Annotated in this window: 13 protein-coding genes; 4 read left to right on the top strand and 9 right to left on the bottom strand. The window is 62.8% G+C overall.

Going from position 1 to position 17,844, the window contains the following annotated elements; all coding sequences use genetic code 11:
- Window position 1 precedes the first annotated feature (1 nt).
- On the top strand, window positions 2-1,828 hold the full coding sequence (locus EJ075_RS05730; RefSeq protein ID WP_126103686.1) for an alanine racemase: 1,827 nt from the start codon (window positions 2-4) through the stop codon (window positions 1,826-1,828).
- On the opposite strand, the gene EJ075_RS05725 is transcribed toward EJ075_RS05730, so the two are convergent.
- The 7 genes from EJ075_RS05725 to EJ075_RS05695 form a co-directional block, all read right to left on the bottom strand.
- Window positions 1,829-3,199, bottom strand: coding sequence for an FGGY-family carbohydrate kinase (locus EJ075_RS05725; protein WP_126103685.1), 1,371 nt, complete (start codon window positions 3,197-3,199; stop codon window positions 1,829-1,831).
- A complete protein-coding gene (rhaM, locus tag EJ075_RS05720) occupies window positions 3,196-3,513 on the bottom strand; it encodes an L-rhamnose mutarotase (protein ID WP_095488041.1) in 318 nt (105 codons plus the stop codon). Before rhaM ends, EJ075_RS05725 begins: the two co-directional genes overlap by 4 nt.
- On the bottom strand, window positions 3,513-4,514 hold the full coding sequence (locus EJ075_RS05715) for an ABC transporter permease (RefSeq protein ID WP_126103684.1): 1,002 nt from the start codon (window positions 4,512-4,514) through the stop codon (window positions 3,513-3,515). Before EJ075_RS05715 ends, rhaM begins: the two co-directional genes overlap by 1 nt.
- The gene (locus tag EJ075_RS05710; protein WP_126103683.1) at window positions 4,511-5,488 is read right to left on the bottom strand and encodes an ABC transporter permease; all 978 of its coding nucleotides are present in this window, start codon (window positions 5,486-5,488) and stop codon (window positions 4,511-4,513) included. Before EJ075_RS05710 ends, EJ075_RS05715 begins: the two co-directional genes overlap by 4 nt.
- Window positions 5,485-7,026: a sugar ABC transporter ATP-binding protein gene (locus EJ075_RS05705; protein WP_126103682.1), complete on the bottom strand. Its 1,542-nt coding sequence runs from the start codon at window positions 7,024-7,026 to the stop codon at window positions 5,485-5,487. Before EJ075_RS05705 ends, EJ075_RS05710 begins: the two co-directional genes overlap by 4 nt.
- 85 nt (window positions 7,027-7,111) lie before the next feature.
- A complete protein-coding gene (rhaS, locus tag EJ075_RS05700) occupies window positions 7,112-8,107 on the bottom strand; it encodes a rhamnose ABC transporter substrate-binding protein (protein ID WP_126103681.1) in 996 nt (331 codons plus the stop codon).
- A gap of 45 nt (window positions 8,108-8,152) precedes the next feature.
- Window positions 8,153-8,962 carry a DeoR/GlpR family DNA-binding transcription regulator gene (locus tag EJ075_RS05695; protein ID WP_095488051.1) on the bottom strand — a complete coding sequence of 270 codons (810 nt, stop codon included), beginning with the start codon at window positions 8,960-8,962 and terminating at the stop codon, window positions 8,153-8,155.
- 214 nt (window positions 8,963-9,176) lie between these two features.
- Between EJ075_RS05695 and EJ075_RS05690 the strand changes: the two genes are divergently transcribed.
- The 3 genes from EJ075_RS05690 (at window position 9,177) to ggt (ending at window position 14,854) form a co-directional block, all read left to right on the top strand.
- Entirely contained in the window at window positions 9,177-11,279 is a 2,103-nt protein-coding gene (locus tag EJ075_RS05690) for a bifunctional rhamnulose-1-phosphate aldolase/short-chain dehydrogenase (protein WP_126103680.1), read from the top strand.
- Between the two features lie 167 nt (window positions 11,280-11,446).
- Window positions 11,447-12,739, top strand: coding sequence for an L-rhamnose catabolism isomerase (gene rhaI, locus EJ075_RS05685; RefSeq protein WP_164547041.1), 1,293 nt, complete (start codon window positions 11,447-11,449; stop codon window positions 12,737-12,739).
- A gap of 375 nt (window positions 12,740-13,114) precedes the next feature.
- Window positions 13,115-14,854, top strand: coding sequence for a gamma-glutamyltransferase (gene ggt / locus EJ075_RS05680; protein WP_126103678.1), 1,740 nt, complete (start codon window positions 13,115-13,117; stop codon window positions 14,852-14,854).
- Window positions 14,855-14,922: 68 nt separating this feature from the next.
- On the opposite strand, the gene EJ075_RS05675 is transcribed toward ggt, so the two are convergent.
- Both EJ075_RS05675 and EJ075_RS05670 read right to left on the bottom strand, forming a co-directional pair.
- Window positions 14,923-15,267: a hypothetical protein gene (locus EJ075_RS05675; RefSeq protein ID WP_164547040.1), complete on the bottom strand. Its 345-nt coding sequence runs from the start codon at window positions 15,265-15,267 to the stop codon at window positions 14,923-14,925.
- A gap of 247 nt (window positions 15,268-15,514) precedes the next feature.
- A complete protein-coding gene (locus EJ075_RS05670; RefSeq protein WP_164547039.1) occupies window positions 15,515-17,593 on the bottom strand; it encodes a TonB-dependent siderophore receptor in 2,079 nt (692 codons plus the stop codon).
- Window positions 17,594-17,844 lie beyond the last annotated feature (251 nt).

Raw genomic sequence — 17,844 nt, 5'->3', positions numbered from 1 at the left:
AATGTCGGGACCGCAAGTCGCCATCGACCTTGGCCGCATCGAGCGCAATGCGCGCACCATCGTCGATCGCTGCGCCCTGTCCGGCATCAAGGTCTTCGGCGTCACCAAGGGCACTTGCGGTATGCCGCAGGTAGCTCGCGCCATGCTGCGCGGCGGCGTCGCCGGCATCGCCGAATCGCGCTTCGAAAACATCCGCCGGCTGCGCGACAGCGGCATCAATGCGCCGATCATGCTGCTGCGCAGCCCGCCGATGGCGCGCATCGAGGAGGTGGTGCGCACCGTCGACATCAGCCTGCAGTCTGAACTCGCCACCATCCGCCAGCTATCGCGCATCGCCGAGCGCATGGGCCGCGTTCACGACATCTTGCTGATGATCGATCTCGGCGATCTCAGGGAAGGCATCTGGCCGAACGATCTCGTGCCCACCGTCGAGCAGATACTAGCGCTCAGGGGCGTGCGTATCGCCGGCATCGGCACCAATCTTGGCTGCTTCGGCGCCATCATGCCGACCGAGGAAAATCTCGGGCAACTCGTCGCCCACGCCTACAAGACCGAGCGGCTGTCCAGTACAAGGCTCGACTGGATTTCCGGCGGAGCGTCATCGTCGCTGACGCTGCTGCTGGAAGGCAAGCTGCCCGCCGGCATCAACAATCTGCGCGTCGGCGAGGCGATATTGCAAGGCGGCGTCGAAACCTTCCGCGAGACGCCGTGGGCCGAACTCGAACCCGATGCCTGCCGCCTGACCAGCGACATCATCGAGGTCAAGCTAAAGCCGTCGCGGCCGATCGGCCAATCCGGCTACGACGCTTTCGGCAACCAGCCAGTGTTTCCCGACGAGGGCGACAGGTTGCGTGCCATCGCCAATATCGGCCGCGAGGACGTGTTGATCGAAGGGCTCACCCCGATCGCCAAGGGTGTGCGGGTGCTCGGCGCCTCCAGTGACCATCTGCTGCTCGACGTGACCGACGCCGAGCCGCCACCCGCCGTCGGCGACCGTGTCGCCTTCCGTATGAGCTATGGCGCCATGCTGCTGGCGATGACCTCGGAATATGTCGAAAAGGCCCCGATGCACGACGTCGAGGATTTTTCCGGCCGCAAGATGGTGTCGATATCAGCCGAACCGGCTGCCGCCGGCATACTGGCCCGGGAAGCGACCGGCGCCCGGCTGGAGGCAATGAATTTCGATGTGGTCGAACTGGCCGATATCGAGCGGCCACCGTCCGGCCTGATCCGGCTCACCGCCGGCAGTGATCGGCGCGTCGCCCACAGAGCGCTGACGACGACCGCGCGGGCGACACACTCCTTCGGTTTGATCTGGATCGACTCCATCGCCGCCTTGATGCCCGAGGACGAGGACGGCATCGACCTGCCGGAAGGTTCGGTGCTGGCGCGGGCGCTCGGCCTCGATCACAAGCCCGGCGCGCTGCAGCCGCAGCTGTCGCCGGAAAATGTCGTCATAGTCGGTTTGCGCCATGCCGATCCGGCCGAGGCTCGGGTACTGAAGGATTCGCGCGTCTCCGCCTTCACCATGACGGATATCGACGCCATGGGCATGCGCGACCTGATGCACGAGGCGATCCGCATCGCCACCTCCGGCACGCAGGGCTTCCATGTCAGCTATTCGCCTGAGGTGACCGAATTCGCCGGTTGGGCGGCTGGCTCCGGCGGCATCACTGTGCGCGAAACGCATCAGGCGATGGAGGCGATCGCGCTGTCCGGCGGGCTGTTGTCGATGGATGTTTCCGGCCTGACCGCCGATTTGGAATCGCGGATTGCGACAGACACCGTCAACTTCGTCATGTCGGCTTTCGGCAAGCGGATTTTGTGATCAGCCTCGCGCCTCGACCGCCGCACGCCACGAGCGCGCATAGTTTGCCCAGGCTGGACCGGCTGGCGGTTCGATCCTTTCGCCTTTGCCTTGGACCGTTCTTTGGTCGGACGCCAGCAAGGCAGCCCCGATGCTGGTGCCGGTCGCTGCCTCGGACGCAATGACGGCACGCGCCGTTGCTGCCGCCAGCATGCTGACAAAAAGCCGGTTGCGGGCGAATGGGCCTTCGACGATAGCAGGGCCGTCGGCGCCGATCAGATCGAGGCACGTCGCGGTCATCAGCGCCAGGTAGAAAGAGATGGCGGCAAAGCGCTGGCCGCTGTTGATGCCGTCGGCGTTGAGCCATGCGGCAGTGTGGTGCGGAAACGGCCCCGAACCCTGTTGCGTTGCCGGCAGCAGCAGAGCTGTCCTGGCGAACACCGCCTCAACATCCTCTTCGCTCCAGTCTTCCGGTTGGCCTTCGGTCAGCAGCGAAAACTCGCGGCCGCCCATGAAGCGCGCCGACGGCACCGGATCGCCGAGCGCGTTGACGTTGACCAATGTGTCACGCGCCGGGTCGAGCGTGACTTTGTTGCCGCCGACGGCCATCGACACCACCCAGGTGCCGGTCGAGACGACGGAGAAAGGCGGTCTATCCGACAGGAGATGCGGCAGCAGCGAGGCGTTGGAATCGTGCAGGCCGCAAAACACCGGCGTTTGCGCGTCGAGTCCGGTTAGCTTGGCAAGCGCGGGCAGGATCGGGCCGAGGCGGTCCTCCGCCAGCCGCACTGGCGCCATCAGCCGGCGCCATTCCATCCGGTCAACCAGCGATGAAAAATCCGCTTTCAACGGGTTCCACAGATCGGTGTGGCAGCCGAGCGAGGTCACCTCGTTGGCAGCGACACCGGTCAGGCGCAACGCCCAATATTGCGGATACATCAGCATCGCGGCGGTCTTGGCGAACTCCGCGGGGAAGCGCCTCTGCTGCCAGAAGAATTGCGCGCCGAGATTGAGGCCGACCGGCAGGCGCGGCGTGCCCGTCTCCGTGAAGGCGGGACGGACCGCGTCATAGTCCTCGGCGAGGGTGTCTGGTCCGGCGAATTCATAGTCGAGCACCGGCAGCGCCAGTTCACCGGCAGCGTCCACCAGCACGCCCGTCGCGCCATGGGTGGTGATCGATATCGCGTCGATGCGCTGTTCGCGATTAATCCCGGCGAGGCTGTCGAGGATGAACGACCACAGAAGCTCGACATCGTGGTGTGGGTAGGGACCGTCGGCAACGGGCGCGTTCGCCATGCGGCGCAGCGCGACCTCGCGCATATCGGCGAGATCGACCAGCGCCACCTTGGCGTTGGTCTTGCCGATATCGATGACGGCAATGTGGCGGGTCATTCCATATGGAACATTGTTTCCAGCGGCACTGCCACCGGTTCGTTATCAGGCCTGGTCTCCATGATGTCGGCCATCTCGGCCCACCAACGCTGCATCACCGGGTGCTTCGGCAATTCGTCCATGCCATGGCCGTCACGCCGCCACAGCACGCCGAACAAGGTGTTGGTCTCTTCGTCGAGATGGATCGAATAATCGGAAACGCCGGCCTGTTTGAGCAGTGTGACCAGCGACGGCCAGATGTCGTCGTGGCGCCTTTTGTATTCGGCCTTCATGCCCGGATTGAGCTTCATCTTGAACGCGTATTTCTCGGGCATCAGGTGAAGCGCTCCCGCCGCACGCGCCGCCAGACGATTGGCAGCGCGATGACGATGATCAGCAGCAGGCCGATGAAGATCGACATGACGATGCCGGGCACGTTGAGCAGCCCCAAGCCAAAAGTCACCAGCCCCATGATGAAGGCGGCCAGCACCACGCCCACGATGCTGCCGGCGCCGCCCAGGATGCTGACGCCGCCGAGCACCACCATGGTGATGACCTCCAGTTCGTAGCCTTGCGCGATCGACGGCCGGGTCGAGCCGAGGCGCGAGGTGATCAGCACCGAGGCGATGCCCGCCATCAGCCCGGTCAGGCAGAACAGGATGAATTTGATGCGGCCGACGCGCACGCCGGAAAACTGCGCCGCAACCGGGTTGTTGCCGATGGCGAAGACGCGGCGGCCGAAGCTCGTCCGGTGCAGCAGGAACCAGTAGATGACGGCCGCGACGAGGAAGAGCGTCAGTTCGAACGACACCACCCACCAGACATAGCCCTGGCCGAAAAAGGCGAAGCTCGAGGGATAGCCCTTGTAGGCCTGGTCGCCGAGGACGATGAAGGCGACGCCGCGAAACAGGCTCATCGTGCCGATGGTGACGACGATCGACGGCAAACCCAGCCCTGTGACGAGCAGCCCGTTGAAGGCGCCGCAGCCGAGCCCGACCAGGATGCCGATCGCCGCCAGCACCGGCGTGCCGGCGCCGGCCTGCACCGCCATGCCCATCATCGTCGAAGCCAGCGCAATGATGGCGGCGACCGACAGGTCGATCTCGCCGGAAATGATCAGCAGCGCCATGGCAAGCGCGATCAGCGCCTTTTCGGTGAAGTTGAAGGTCAGGTCCGACAGCGACCACGCGTCGAGAAAATAGGGCGAGGCGAAGCTGTTAACGGCGAAGATGGCGACCGCCACCGCGACCAGCAGCGCCTCCCACGAGAAGATCGCCGAAGTGAATGGCTTGTCGAGCCGGTCTGGAATGTGGCGTGGAGCAGGAGTGTCGGTCATGCCGCTTCCGCCTTCTTGAGGATGATGCGGCCTTGCCGGCGTTCACCGCGCGCGTTGAGCACCACGGCCAGGATGATGGCGCTGCCCGAAATCGCCATCTGCCAGAAGGGCGAGATGTTGATGACCGGCAGCGCGTTGGAGATGATGCCGAGGAACAGCGCGCCGAGCACCGCGCCGCCGACCGAGCCGATGCCGCCGGCGATCGAGATGCCGCCGATGACGCAGGCTGCGATGATGTTGAGCTCGTAGCCGTTGGCGACCTCGACCGAGGCGATGACGTAGCGCGAGATCCAGAGATAGCCGCAGAGACCGGCGGCCATCCCCGAAATGCAGAAGACAACGAACTTGGTCCGGCCGACATCGATGCCGGCATAGACCGATGCTGTCGGGTTGACGCCAATGGCGTAGATCGAGCGGCCGAGCGCGGTGCGCGTCATCAAGAGAAAGAACAGGGCGATGACCAGTATGGCGATCCACGACAGGACCGGAATGCCGAGGAAAGCCGCGCGTTGCAGGCCGATGAAATCAGGGCTCATCTGATCGGCATTGACCCAGGCGCCGCCTGAAATGACGAAGGTGGCGCCGCGATAGATGGTGAGCGTCCCGAGTGTCACCACGATCGAGGGAATGTTCAGCCGCCATACCAGCAGGCCGTTGATGGCGCCCAGCACCAGGCCGACCAGCAGCGCGATGACGATCAGCAGCGGGATCGGGATTGCCGGATGCGCGGCGTTCAGCATCGCCACCACCATGCCGGTGAAGCAGAGATTGGATGCCATAGACAGGTCGATCGAGCGGGTCAGGATCACCACCATCTGACCCAGCGCCAGGATCATCAGGATCGAAGTGTCGTTGAACACCTGGCGCAGATTCACGGGGGCGGCAAAGCCCGGGAAGCGCATCGAGATCAACCCGATCAGCACGACGATTGCCGCGAGCAGCCAGACTTCGCGGTATTTGAGAAGAGCCTTCATGCCGCGATCCCTGCTGCCGTCTTGACCAGCGTTTCCGCGTCGAGCCCCTTGTTGTCGTAGACCGAGGCGATGCGGCCCTCGCGCATGACGACGACCCGGTCGGACATGCCGAGGATTTCGGGCAGTTCGGACGACACCATGATCACCGACAGGCCTTGCGCGACGAGCTCGGCCATGAAGCCGTGCACGGCGGCCTTGGAACCGATGTCGATGCCCTTGGTCGGCTCGTCGAGGATGATCACCTTGGGGGCGGTCGCCAGCCATTTGGCGATGACGATCTTCTGCTGGTTGCCGCCCGACAGCGTGCCGACATCCTGGCTGAGCGAGGAGGCGCGCAGGTCGAGGCGCTCGGTGTAGGAGCGAGCCAGCGCGAACTCCTCGCTCAGCCGCAACATGCCGGATTTGGATGTGCGCCTGAGCGAGGGCAACGAGATGTTCTGGAAGATCGGCAGGCCGATTACCACGCCTTGCTTGCCGCGTTCTTCCGGCACATAGACGATGCCGGCGTCGATCGAATCCGCCGCCGATTTCGGCTCGATCGCCTTGCCTTCCAGCGTGATCGTGCCGCTGCTGGTGCGGGTGATGCCTGATATCGCTTGCATCACTTCGCTGCGGCCGGCGCCGACAAGGCCGTAGAAGCCGAGAATTTCGCCTCTGTGCAGCTCGAAGCCGATGTCGTCGAACTCGGTTGGATGCGACAGGCCGGAGACAGTGAGCACCGGCGCGCCGATCTCGGCCTTGCGCTGCGGAAAGATGTGATCGACGGCGCGACCGACCATCATGCGCACGATCTGGCTCTGGCCGGCGTCCTTGATCAGGCCTTCGCCAACCATCTCGCCGTCGCGGAACACCGTATAGCGGTCGGCGATGCGGTAGATCTCGTCGAACTTGTGGCTGATGAACAGGATGGCCTTGCCTTCGCTCTTCAGGAATTCGATCAGCAAGAAGAGTTCCTCGATCTCCTTCAGCGAAAGCGCCGCGGTTGGCTCGTCCATGATGACGATCTGCGCGTCGATCGACATGGCGCGGGCGACCGCGACGAGATGCTTGTTGGCAATGCCGAGATCCTTCAGTCGCGCGTCGGCGTCGATGTGCCCGGCACGCATCGTATCGAGCACCTCGCGGGCATTCTTGCGCATGGTGCGCCAGTCGATCGTGCCGAAGCGCGACCGCGGCGCATGGCCGAGAAAGATGTTCTCGGCCACCGTCAGGTCGTCGAACAGCACGGTTTCCTGGTGGATGGCGGTGATGCCGTGCCCGAAGGCGGCATGAGCGCTGGGCAAGGTCACGGCCTGGCCGTCGATACTGATGGTGCCTGTGTCGGGCTGGTAGATGCCGGTCATGATCTTGACCAGCGTCGACTTGCCGGCGCCGTTCTCGCCGATCAGCGCGGTGACTTGGCCGGGGTAGAGCGACAGGCTGACATCATGCAGCGCGCGCACGCCGGGAAAACTCTTCGAAATGCCGGACAGGGTCAGGCGCGGAGCCGGAGCCAAAGGCTGCTCGGTCGTCGGGTTGAGTTGGGCTGTCGTGTCCATAGTCGTATCAAGCCCTGAAGCAAGGTTCGTTTGAAGGTGCGGCGGGACCTGAGGTCCCGCCGCACCGGCTTGAAGGGCTCCAGGATCAATAGATCTTGGAGAACTCTTCGATGTTCGACTTGTCGAACTTGAAGGGCGGAGCCATCGCGGCCGAGTTGGTATCGTCGAGCGTGACTTTTCCGACGCGGCCGATCGACAGCGTGGCACCCGGCTTGGCTTCTTCCTTCTTCACCGCCAAATCATGGGCGAGGTAGACGGCCGAGTAGCCGAGGTCGATCGGGTTCCATAGCGCAACCGCTTGGCTGGCGCCGTTGTCGATGAACTTCTTGAACTCCGACGGCAGCGCCAGGCCGGTGACGTTGACCTTGCCGATCAGGTTCTCGTCGGTCACCACCTGGGCGGCAGCGACGACGCCGACCGTGGTCGGTGCGATGATCGCCTTGAGATTCGGATAGGACTTCAAAAGGCCCTTGGCCTCGTCCGTGCTCTTGGCCGAGTCGTCGTCGCCATAGACGGTGGCGACGAGGTTGATCTTGGGGAATTTCTCCGGCAGCACCTTCTTGGCCGCGTCGATCCAGGCGTTCTGGTTGGTCGCGGTGGACGAAGCCGACAGGATGGCGACATCGCCGCCTTCCGGCAGGTAGTCGGCGGCAAGCTTGATGATGGTCTCGCCGATCAGGTTGGTGTCGGACGGGTTGAGATGGAGCTGGCGGCCTTCCGGGGCGACGCCAGAATCCCACGAGATGACGGTGATCCCGCGATCCATCGCCTTCTTCAGCGCCGGAACCAGCGCGTCGGCGTCATTGGCCGAAATGGCGATGGCGTTGACCTTCTGGGCGATCAGCGAATTGATCACTTCGATCTGCGCTTCGGCGGTCGCCTTGGTCGGGCCGGTGTAGATGATGTCGACGCCGCCGAGTTCCTTGGCCGCCTCTTCGGCGCCCTTGTTGGCGGCATCGAAGAAGCCGTTGCCGAGCGACTTGACCACCAGCGCGATCTTGACGTTCTCGGCATAGGCGGCATTCACGAACATGGCGGCCGAAAACGCCGCCGTAACCATCAATTTCCTAAGAAAGCTCATCGAATATCCTCCCTTGAGCGTTGCATTCCATCGCCGCTGCGGGTCTCAGGCCTGCAGCGAAGATTCTTCCTTATTGCTTGCCGCTGTGCGGGCGACGATCAACGTCACACCAGCGGCCTCCAACATCTTGGCCTCGCGATCCTCGATGCCGTCGTCGGTGATGACGGTGGCGATGCGCGACAGGCCGCACAGGATCAGGCTCGAGCGTTTGCGGAACTTCGACGAATCGACCAGCACCACCAGCTCGTCGGCCTGGTCGATCAGTTTTTGCTCGGCCTGGATCAGCAGCGGATCGCCTTCCATCAGGCCCAACGGCCCGAGCCCTTGCGCGCCCATGAACATGCGGCGGGCATAGAAATTGCGCGTCACGTCATTGTCGAAGGGCGACAGGATGATGTTCTGCTCGCGGTAGATGGTGCCGCCCGACAGCATCACCGTGTTCTTGGAGTGCTTGAGCAGGTGCTCGGCGATCGGGAAGGAATTGGTGAAGATCGGCATGCGGCGGCCGGTCAGGAAATGCACCATCTGGAAGGTGGTGGTGCCGCCATTGATGATGATCGGCTCGCCTTCCTTGCACAACTCCACCGCTTCTCGTGCGATTGCTCGTTTCTGCGAAGCGTTGATCGTCTCGTTGACGGAAAAAGGCCGTCCGGCAAGGCCAATGAACTGCGGTGGCGAGATTGCCTCGGCGCCGCCGCGCACGCGGCGCAGGCGCTTTTGCACATGCAGCGCGGCGATGTCGCGCCGGATCGTCGCTTCGGACGAGTCCGTCAGGTCGACCATTTCCTGAACCGTCACCACGGGCTTTTCCTGGACGGCGGACAAAATGATCCTGTGGCGCTCTTTCTCGTGCATGGTTCCTCCCTGCCTGAGCATCTAGGCACCCAAAACGCGCAGTGTCAATCATTTCCGATCATATTATTCCATTGTGCAGTGCAATATGATCAATCTTGATCGTTTATGATTGACAATGCCGCTGCTTCCGTGGACATTCGACCAAAGCTGACCCGCTATGCGGTAGCCGTTGACCGCACCGTTTTGCGCGTCTCACGTCACGGGAGGATTACCTATGCTCGACAAGCGCTCCGGCACGCGCCTCGCCAATCTTTGGGATGAGGCGAAAGCCCAAGCAATGAGCGAGCCGGAACGTCTCGTCTATCGCTCGAATGTTCTCGGCTCCGACAAGCGCGTCACCAACTATGGCGGCGGCAACACCTCCTCCAAGATCTGGCAAAAGGATCCGCTTACCGGCGAGGACGTCGAAGTGCTGTGGGTCAAGGGCTCGGGCGGCGACAGCGCCTCGATCAAGCTCGACGGCTTCGCCACTCTCTATATGGACAAGCTGCGCGCGTTGAAGGGCCTCTATCGAGGCGTCGAGCATGAGGACGAGATGGTCGGCTATCTGCCCCATTGCACGTTTAATCTTAACCCACGCGCGGCCTCGATCGACACGCCGCTGCACGCGTTCGTGCCGAAGCCCTATGTCGACCATATGCATCCCGACGCGATCATCGCCATCGCCGCCGCCAAGGATTCGCAAGCGCTGACCAAGGAGATCTTCGGCGACACGATCGGCTGGCTGCCATGGAAGCGTCCGGGCTTCGAGCTTGGCCTCTGGCTGGAAAAATTCTGCATCGAGAACCCCGAGGCCAAGGGTGTCGTGCTGGCGAGCCATGGCCTGTTCAGCTGGGGCGACACGCCTCGGGAATGCTACGAGACGACGATCTCGGTGATCAACCAGGCGATCGACTGGTTCGAGCGCAAGTCTGAAGGCAAGCCGATTTTCGGTGGTGAAGTGGTCAAATCGCTCGACGCGCCGGCGCGTCGCGCCGTGGCGGCAAGGCTGATGCCGAGGATCCGCGGCCTGATCTCGGAGAAGAGCCACAAGCTTGGCCATTTCGACGATTCGCCCGCCGTGCTCGAATTCGTCAATTCGAAGGATTTGCGCCCACTGGCGGCCCTCGGCACCTCCTGCCCCGACCATTTCCTGCGCACCAAGATCCGGCCGCTGGTCATCGAGTTCGATCCCAAGAATCCCGATGTCGATGCCGTCATCGCCCGTTTCGCCGACGACGTGGCGGAGTATCGGGTTGGCTATCAGGCTTACTATGACAGGTGCAAGCATGCGGATTCGCCACCCGTGCGCGATCCGAATGCGGTGGTCTATCTGATGCCGGGCGTCGGCATGTTCACCTTCGCCGGCGACAAGGCGACGGCGCGCATATCGGGCGAGTTCTACGTCAACGCCATCAATGTCATGCGCGGCGCCTCGACGGTGTCGACCTATGTCGGCCTGCCCGACCAGGAGGCTTTCGACATCGAATACTGGCTGCTCGAAGAGGCAAAGCTGCAGCGTCTGCCGAAGCCGAAAGCCTTGGCCGGCCAGATCGCGCTGGTCACCGGTGGCGCCGGCGGCATCGGCCGGGCGACGGCCAACCGGCTTCTGCGCGAAGGCGCCTGCGTCGTGCTGGCCGATATCGACGAAGCCGCCCTTGCCAGCGCCAATGGTGAGTTGGCCAAAGCCTATGGCAAGGATTTCGTGCGGCCGCTGGTCATCAATGTCACCGCTGAAGACCAGGTGATCTCCGGCTTCGCCGAGACCGCGGTCGAGTTCGGCGGCATCGATATTCTGGTGTCGAATGCCGGCCTGGCAACCTCGGCGCCGATCGAGGAGACGACGCTGGCGCTGTGGAACAAGAACATGGACATCTTGTCGACAGGCTATTTCCTCGTTTCGCGGGAAGCATTCCGGTTGTTCCGCGCGCAGAAGATCGGCGGCAACGTCGTCTTCGTCGCCTCCAAGAACGGCCTTGCAGCCTCGCCCAATGCCGCTGCCTATTGCACGGCCAAGGCCGCCGAGATCCATCTGGCGCGTTGCCTGGCGCTGGAGGGCGCGGAAGCGCAGATCAGGGTCAATGTCGTCAACCCGGACGCGGTGCTGCGCGGCTCGAAGATCTGGACCGGCGAGTGGAAGGAACAGCGCGCCGCCGCCTACAAGATGTCGGCCGACGAACTGGAGGAGCATTATCGCTCGCGCTCGATGCTGAAGCGTTCGGTGTTCCCCGAAGACATCGCCGAGGCGATCTATTTCTTCGCCTCCGACATGTCGGCCAAGTCGACCGGCAACATCGTCAATGTCGACGCGGGCAACGCGCAGAGCTTTACGCGCTAATAGTTTGAAGGCGGCGCTGCCCCTCACCCTTACCCTCTCCCCGTGAAGAACGGGGAGAGGGGTCGCCAGCGGCGGAGCTTCACCTTCTCCCCGTCTCCACACGGGGAGAAGGTGCCGGCAGGCGGATGAGGGGCAGCGCCAACCGAACGCATTTGGGAGGAAACGCAGTGTCCGAAACCATCATCTCCGCCGATATCGTCGACAAGGACAATGCCGCGCGCGAAGCCGACCTCAAGCGCGATTATGGTTCGCTCGGCGAGCGCCTCGACCGCCACGGCATCGCCATCGACGCCATCCGCGGCAAGGTCGAAAAATTCGCTGTGGCGATCCCGTCCTGGGGCGTCGGCACCGGCGGCACCCGCTTTGCCCGCTTTCCCGGCGCCGGTGAGCCGCGCGACATTTTCGACAAGATCGAGGATTGCGCCGTCATCCGGCAGTTGACGCAGGCAACGCCGACCGTCTCGCTGCATATTCCGTGGGATAAGGCCGATCCGAACCGGCTGAAACAGGCGGCCTCCCGCTTCGGCCTCGGCTTCGACGCGATGAATTCGAACACGTTTTCCGACGCCCGAGACCAGGAGCTTTCCTACAAATTCGGCTCGCTGTCGCATGCCGATGCCGCAACGCGCCGGCAGGCGGTCGAGCACAATCTCGAATGCATCGAGATCGGCAAGACGCTGGGCTCCAAGGCACTGACGGTATGGATCGGCGACGGCTCGAATTTCCCGGGCCAGGTCAATTTCGCCAAGGCGTTCGAACGCTACCTCGACGCGATGAAGGAGATCTACGCTGGGCTGCCGGACGACTGGAAGCTGTTCACCGAGCATAAGATGTACGAGCCGGCTTTCTATTCCACCGTCGTGCAGGATTGGGGCACCAACTACATCATCGCCAAAGAGCTCGGCGACAAGGCCTTCTGCCTGGTCGACCTCGGCCACCATGCGCCCAACGTCAACATCGAGATGATCGTGTCGCGGCTGATCCAGTTCAAGAAACTCGGCGGTTTCCATTTCAACGATTCGAAATATGGCGACGACGATCTCGATGCCGGCTCGATCGACCCCTACCGCCTGTTCCTCGTCTTCAACGAGTTGGTCGATGCCGAGCTTGCCGGTGCCGAAGGTTTTGATCCGGCCCACATGCTCGACCAGAGCCACAATGTCACCGATCCGATCGAAAGCCTGATGCTGTCGGCGGTCGAGGTGCAGCGCGCCTATGCGCAAGCGCTGCTGGTCGATCGCAAGGCACTGGAAGGCTATCAGGACGATAACGACGCGCTGATGGCGACGCAGACGCTGAAAGCCGCCTATCGCATCGATGTCGAGCCGATCCTCGCCATGGCGCGGCTGAACACGGGCGGCGCCATCGATCCGGTTGCCGCCTACCGGGCGGCCGGCTACCGGGCCAAGGTCGCGGCGGAACGGCCGGCGGTTGCGGGTGGCAGCGGTGGGATTGTTTGATATTCGGGGGTCGGTCTGAAAACGAAAACCCGCCTAATGCGGGTCGCGGCGCAAATCAGCACCGTAATTGAATTTGTAGCATAACTGTCGGCACAAAGCAAGAACAAAACGGCTGAAGCGTGAAGCATGGGGCTTGCCATCAACGCTGCGACACTGAGATGTTACGGCGTGGACCCTAGGGCGGAGCAGGAGCGAAGCGACGTCGCGGAGACCCTAGGATCCATGCGGTAACATCAGCCGAAGAGCGCAACGGCGCTTTACGAAGCGGACCGGCAAAGCGCGCGAAGGCTTCCGGAATCTTTCTACCATTGGCAGTAGACTCAACCCCTCCGACAGGGTCTTCTAGGCACATCCAACGCCCCTCGGAGAACGGCCATGCACCACACCCGCCGAACGTTGATCGCCGTCAGTCTTTCCCTCACCTTGACCTTTGCGCCGCTGGTGGCCGCATTCGCCGCCTCGCCACAGCCGGCGAAGGGCGAGCATGGCATGGTGGTGACCGCCCAGCATCTTGCGTCGGAAGTCGGCGTCGAGGTGCTGAAGAAAGGCGGCAACGCCGTCGATGCGGCGGTTGCCGTCGGCTACGCACTGGCTGTGGTCTATCCGAACGCCGGCAATATCGGCGGTGGCGGCTTCATGACCATCCGCTTCAAGGACGGCCGCTCGACCTTTCTCGATTTCCGCGAGCGGGCGCCGCTCGCCTCGACGAAGACCATGTATCTCGACAAGGACGGCAAGCCGGTGAAAGGCGCCAGCCTTAACGGCTATCTCGCGGTCGGCGTGCCGGGCTCGGTGGCCGGCTTCGAGATGGCACGGGAAAAGTACGGCACGCTGACGCGGCAGGACCTGATGGCGCCGGCGATCGGCTATGCCAAGGACGGCTTCGTGCTAGAGCAGGGCGATGTCGCCTCGCTCGAAGGCGGCGCCGAGCGGCTGGCCAAGGACCCAGCGGCCGCTGCCATCTTCCTGAAGCCGGACGGCAAGCCGTATGCCATCGGCGAGCGCCTTGTTCAGGCCGATCTCGCCGCGTCGCTTTCAGCCATTTCGGAGCAAGGTCGCGATGCCTTCTACAAAGGACCGATCGCCGACGGCATCGTTAGGGCGAGCGCGGAGAAGGGCGGCATTCTGGCCAAGGCGGATTTCGAAACCTACGCGGTCCGCGAGCTCGAGCCGGTGACCTGCAACTACCGTGGCTACGAGATCACCTCCTCGCCGCCGCCGAGCTCGGGCGGCGTCATCATCTGCGAGATCCTCAACGTGCTGGAAGGTTACCCGCTGTCCTATCTCGGCGCCGGTTCCGCCGAAACCGTCAAAGTCATGGTCGAGGCGATGCGCTATGCCTATGTCGATCGCAACTCGGCGCTCGGCGACCCCGACTTCGTCGACAATCCGGTCGAAAAGCTGCTCGACAAGAACTATGCGAAAGAAATCCGCGAAAAGATCGATCCGTTCCGGGCTGGCGTGTCGCAGGAATTGATGCCGGAGGGTTTTGGCGAGAGCCAGGAAACGACGCATTATTCGATCGTCGACAATGACGGCAACGCCGTCGCGGTAACCTATACGCTGAACGGCTCGTTCGGCGCCGCCGTTGTCGCCGACGGCACCGGCATCCTGCTCAACAACGAGATGGACGACTTTACCCAGAAACCGGGCGTGCCCAACCTCTACGGCCTCGTCCAGGGTGAGGCGAATGCGATCGAGCCGAGAAAGACGCCGTTGTCGTCGATGAGCCCGACCATCGTCGCCAAAGACGGCAAGCCGTTCATGGTCATCGGCAGCCCCGGCGGCTCGCGCATCATCACCATCACGCTAGAAGCGATCGTCAATGTCGTCGATCATGGCATGAACATCCAGGAGGCGATCGACGCGCCGCGCATCCACCACCAGTGGCTGCCCGACACGGTCTACATCGAGCCGTTTGGCCTGTCGCCGGACACCGAAAAAATGCTTGCCGGCATGGGCTACCACCTCGATGTCACCGAGGCGACCTGGGGCCAAGCGGCCGGCATCCTGGTCGGCGGCAAGAGCCTAGCCGAGATCGAAAAGGGCGGCGGCGCCCGCTACAATGGCGCTATCGATAGCCGCGCCGCATCCGGCGAGGCAATCGGATATTAGGTTTCGTGCGCCCCGGGGTCTGTTGAGATTCAGGTCAGGCCGGCATCACCTGAATATCGGCAGACCCGTCAGATGACCAAGGTGACGGTGGACGCAATCAGCATCACCGCCGCCACGCCGACGAACAAGGCATAGATACGCGGCCGATCGAGCAGAAGCGCATTTCCGGATATCCACGCCGCGGTGGCGCCGCCAAGCGCGTACAGGAAGCCGTTGCGGTGCCCCAAGGCCAGGGATGCGGCCATCAGCCCACCGATGATAAGGGCGCCGAACACGATGATCACGGCGACCGCGTATTTCTCGAAATCGTTGCTGGCCACACCCGGACCCATTGCGTTCAACGTCGACAGGTCGTCCGGGTCGAAGGGGTTGGCCGACCCATATTCGTCTTGACCGACAGGCTCGCGCATCATTCATTCTCCTTGAAGCGGCAACAAATCATCAAGCCTTGCCGAGCGCAACTGGATCGCGCCGCGTGGAATACGATCGGCACGGTCTTCAACACTTTCTGGCGGCGGCTTGCTACCGGTTTTTTGGATTTATGTCGGGTCGTCCTGCCGTTCCAGGCGATCTGCCCGGCTGGAATCGCAGGTCGGAGCCGTTTCAGCATGCAATGCGTTCATGGAGGAAAAATGATGCTGGAGGCCGCCGCCGCTGCCCCTAGAACCTCATGCTGAGGCTGCCCTTGATGACGCGGCCTTCGCCATAGATGCAGCTGAGGTCTTCATTGCTGCCGGCCCTATAGCAAGTCGAGTAGTAGGTCTTGTCGAACAGGTTGGAGACATTGATCGCGGCCTGCCAGCCGTTCTTCTGGTAGCGCAGTGCCGCATCGACCAGCGTGTGGCCGGGCACGTTGGTTGCGTTCGCGTTGTCGCCGAAGCTTGCGCCGATGTAACGCACGCCGGCGCCGACGCTCAAGCCCTCAAGCATACCGTTGCCGACCTCGTAATTGGCCCACAGCGACGCCTGATGTTCAGGCACCAGCGACGGGCGGTTGCCGACGACGGCGGGGGCATCCTTGGTTATCTCGGCGTCGAGATAGGTGTAGGCCGCAGTCATGCTCAGGCCGGACGCGAGGTCGGCATTGGCCTCGATCTCGAGGCCGCGATGCCGGACTTCTCCGGTTTGAACTTGAAACTGACCGATGGAGGTCACGACATTGGTCTTGCGCAGGTCGAACAGCGAAGCAGTGATGAAACCGGGGAAGAAGCTCGGTTCGTACTTCACGCCGACTTCGTATTGCTTTCCCAACGAAGGCTGGAACGCGTCTCCGGACTGGGACTGGCCGATATTGGTGGTGAAGGATTCGGCATAACTGGCATAGGGCGTCAGGCCATTGTCGAAAAGATAACCGACGCCGGCATTGCCGGTGAAGGCATGGTCGTTCTGGTCGTAGCTGCCCCCGTTGCCGCTGCGGTCCTCATTGGTGTGGTCGATCCAGGCCTGTCGGCCGCCGAAAGTCAGCACCCAGTGGTCGGCGATCCTGGACTGGTTCTGCGCATAGAGGCCGACCTGTCCGATCGTCTCCACGCGATCCACAAGGATGCCGGGGGGTGGCGTGATCGGGATCGAGTAATCCGGGTTCAGGATGTCGAGGTCTGGCCCTTGCCCATAGTGGTTTATACCGTCGACGGACTGCCTGTTGTAATCGAGACCGAACAGCAGCTTGTTTTCGACCAGCCCGAAGTCAGCCTTGTATTCGGCCTGGTTGTCGACGCTGAACAGCCGTGCCGTCTCGTCCACCGTGAACAGGGTGCGCGCCATCGTGTGGTCGTCGATCATCGCCGGGCCGCCGAGCCAGTCTCCAAAATAGAGTTGCCGGTAGTCGGTATCCTGCTGGGCGTAGCGCAGGTTCTGCCGCACCGTCCAATGGTCGTCGAACTCGTGACTGAACTGGTAGCCGATCGAGCCATGGTTGGCGTCGAAGCGGTCGAAATCAGGCGAGCCGGTGAAGAAGCTCCGCGGCAGGCCATAGCCCACGGGAAGGAACTGACCGGGCGCCAGCCTGTCCCACTGGTAGTTGGCGAGGATGGTGAGCGAGGTCTGCGCGTCCGGCTGCCATGTCAGCGCCGGTGCGACGAAGATGCGGTCGTTGCGCGAATAGTCGGTTTCGATCGCGCCGTTGCGCACCAGCCCGGTCAGCCGGTAGGACCACACGCCGGCGTCGTCGACCGGCCCGCCGATGTCGAGCCCGGCCTCGACCGTGTCGAAGCTGCCATAGCTGAGGAAGCCGTCATAGATCGGCGTGTCCGTCGGTCGCTTGCTGATGGCGTTGACCATGCCGCCGGCTTCGTTCTCGCCATAGAGCACCGAGGACGGTCCCTTCAGCACCTCGACGCGCTCCAGCCCGTAGGGCTCGATCTTGAAGCCGGAGAAGTCGATCACCTTCTGCGGCAGCCCGTCGCGGTAGATCGCCGAGGTGCAGAGGTCGAAACCGCGGATCAGGCACTGGTCGAAGCGGTTGTCGACGCCCCAAGGCGAGGTGGTGACGCCGGCAAGATAGGATAGCGCGTCCTCAAGCTGCCCGGGCTGGCGGTCGTCGAGTTGCTTGCGGGTCACCACCGACACCGACTGCAGAATTTCCCTCAGCGGCGTGTCGGTCTTCGAGCCGGTGGTGGTGTTCTTGGCGATATAGCCGTCATCCGGGCCGATCGGGCTGTCGGTCTGTCCCTCGATATTGATCGGGTTGAGCTCGACCGTATTTTCCTGCGCGAAGGCCTGGGTGCAGAGCAGGGTCAAGAGGCATGTCGCAGCGATCAGGGAGCCTTGGCTTGGAATGCCGTTTCGCCGACCTGCCGCACGATATGCGCTCAACCTCATCTCGATCACCCTCACTGTCTGCGAAGCGCGGCATCGATTCGGCCGGCCAATAAATGTTGACTCTTTTAGTCATCTTCAATGTTGACTATTAAAGTCATGTTTCATAGTCAACCGGTATCGACCGCCGGCAGCCAAATTCCGGAAATGCCCACACCTTGATTGAAGAGAGA

It is taken from the genome of Mesorhizobium sp. M6A.T.Cr.TU.016.01.1.1 (assembly GCF_003952585.1).
GTDB classification, from domain to species: Bacteria; Pseudomonadota; Alphaproteobacteria; order Rhizobiales; family Rhizobiaceae; genus Mesorhizobium; species Mesorhizobium mediterraneum.
The sequence above is the reverse complement of the archived record's forward strand: the minus strand, read 5'-3'. Positions and strand labels throughout refer to the sequence as shown.

Bases quoted from the DNA above. Each gene is read 5' to 3' on its own strand.
- rhaM (WP_095488041.1), bottom strand. From the start codon at position 3,513: ATGCCCGAGAAATACGCGTTCAAGATGAAGCTCAATCCGGGCATGAAG.
- rhaS (WP_126103681.1), bottom strand. From the start codon at position 8,107: ATGAGCTTTCTTAGGAAATTGATGGTTACGGCGGCGTTTTCGGCCGCC.
- EJ075_RS05705 (WP_126103682.1), bottom strand. From the start codon at position 7,026: ATGGACACGACAGCCCAACTCAACCCGACGACCGAGCAGCCTTTGGCT.
- EJ075_RS05730 (WP_126103686.1), top strand. From the start codon at position 2: ATGTCGGGACCGCAAGTCGCCATCGACCTTGGCCGCATCGAGCGCAAT.
- EJ075_RS05725 (WP_126103685.1), bottom strand. From the start codon at position 3,199: ATGACCCGCCACATTGCCGTCATCGATATCGGCAAGACCAACGCCAAG.
- EJ075_RS05715 (WP_126103684.1), bottom strand. From the start codon at position 4,514: ATGACCGACACTCCTGCTCCACGCCACATTCCAGACCGGCTCGACAAG.
- EJ075_RS05675 (WP_164547040.1), bottom strand. From the start codon at position 15,267: ATGATGCGCGAGCCTGTCGGTCAAGACGAATATGGGTCGGCCAACCCC.
- EJ075_RS05690 (WP_126103680.1), top strand. From the start codon at position 9,177: ATGCTCGACAAGCGCTCCGGCACGCGCCTCGCCAATCTTTGGGATGAG.
- ggt (WP_126103678.1), top strand. From the start codon at position 13,115: ATGCACCACACCCGCCGAACGTTGATCGCCGTCAGTCTTTCCCTCACC.
- EJ075_RS05695 (WP_095488051.1), bottom strand. From the start codon at position 8,962: ATGCACGAGAAAGAGCGCCACAGGATCATTTTGTCCGCCGTCCAGGAA.
- EJ075_RS05710 (WP_126103683.1), bottom strand. From the start codon at position 5,488: ATGAAGGCTCTTCTCAAATACCGCGAAGTCTGGCTGCTCGCGGCAATC.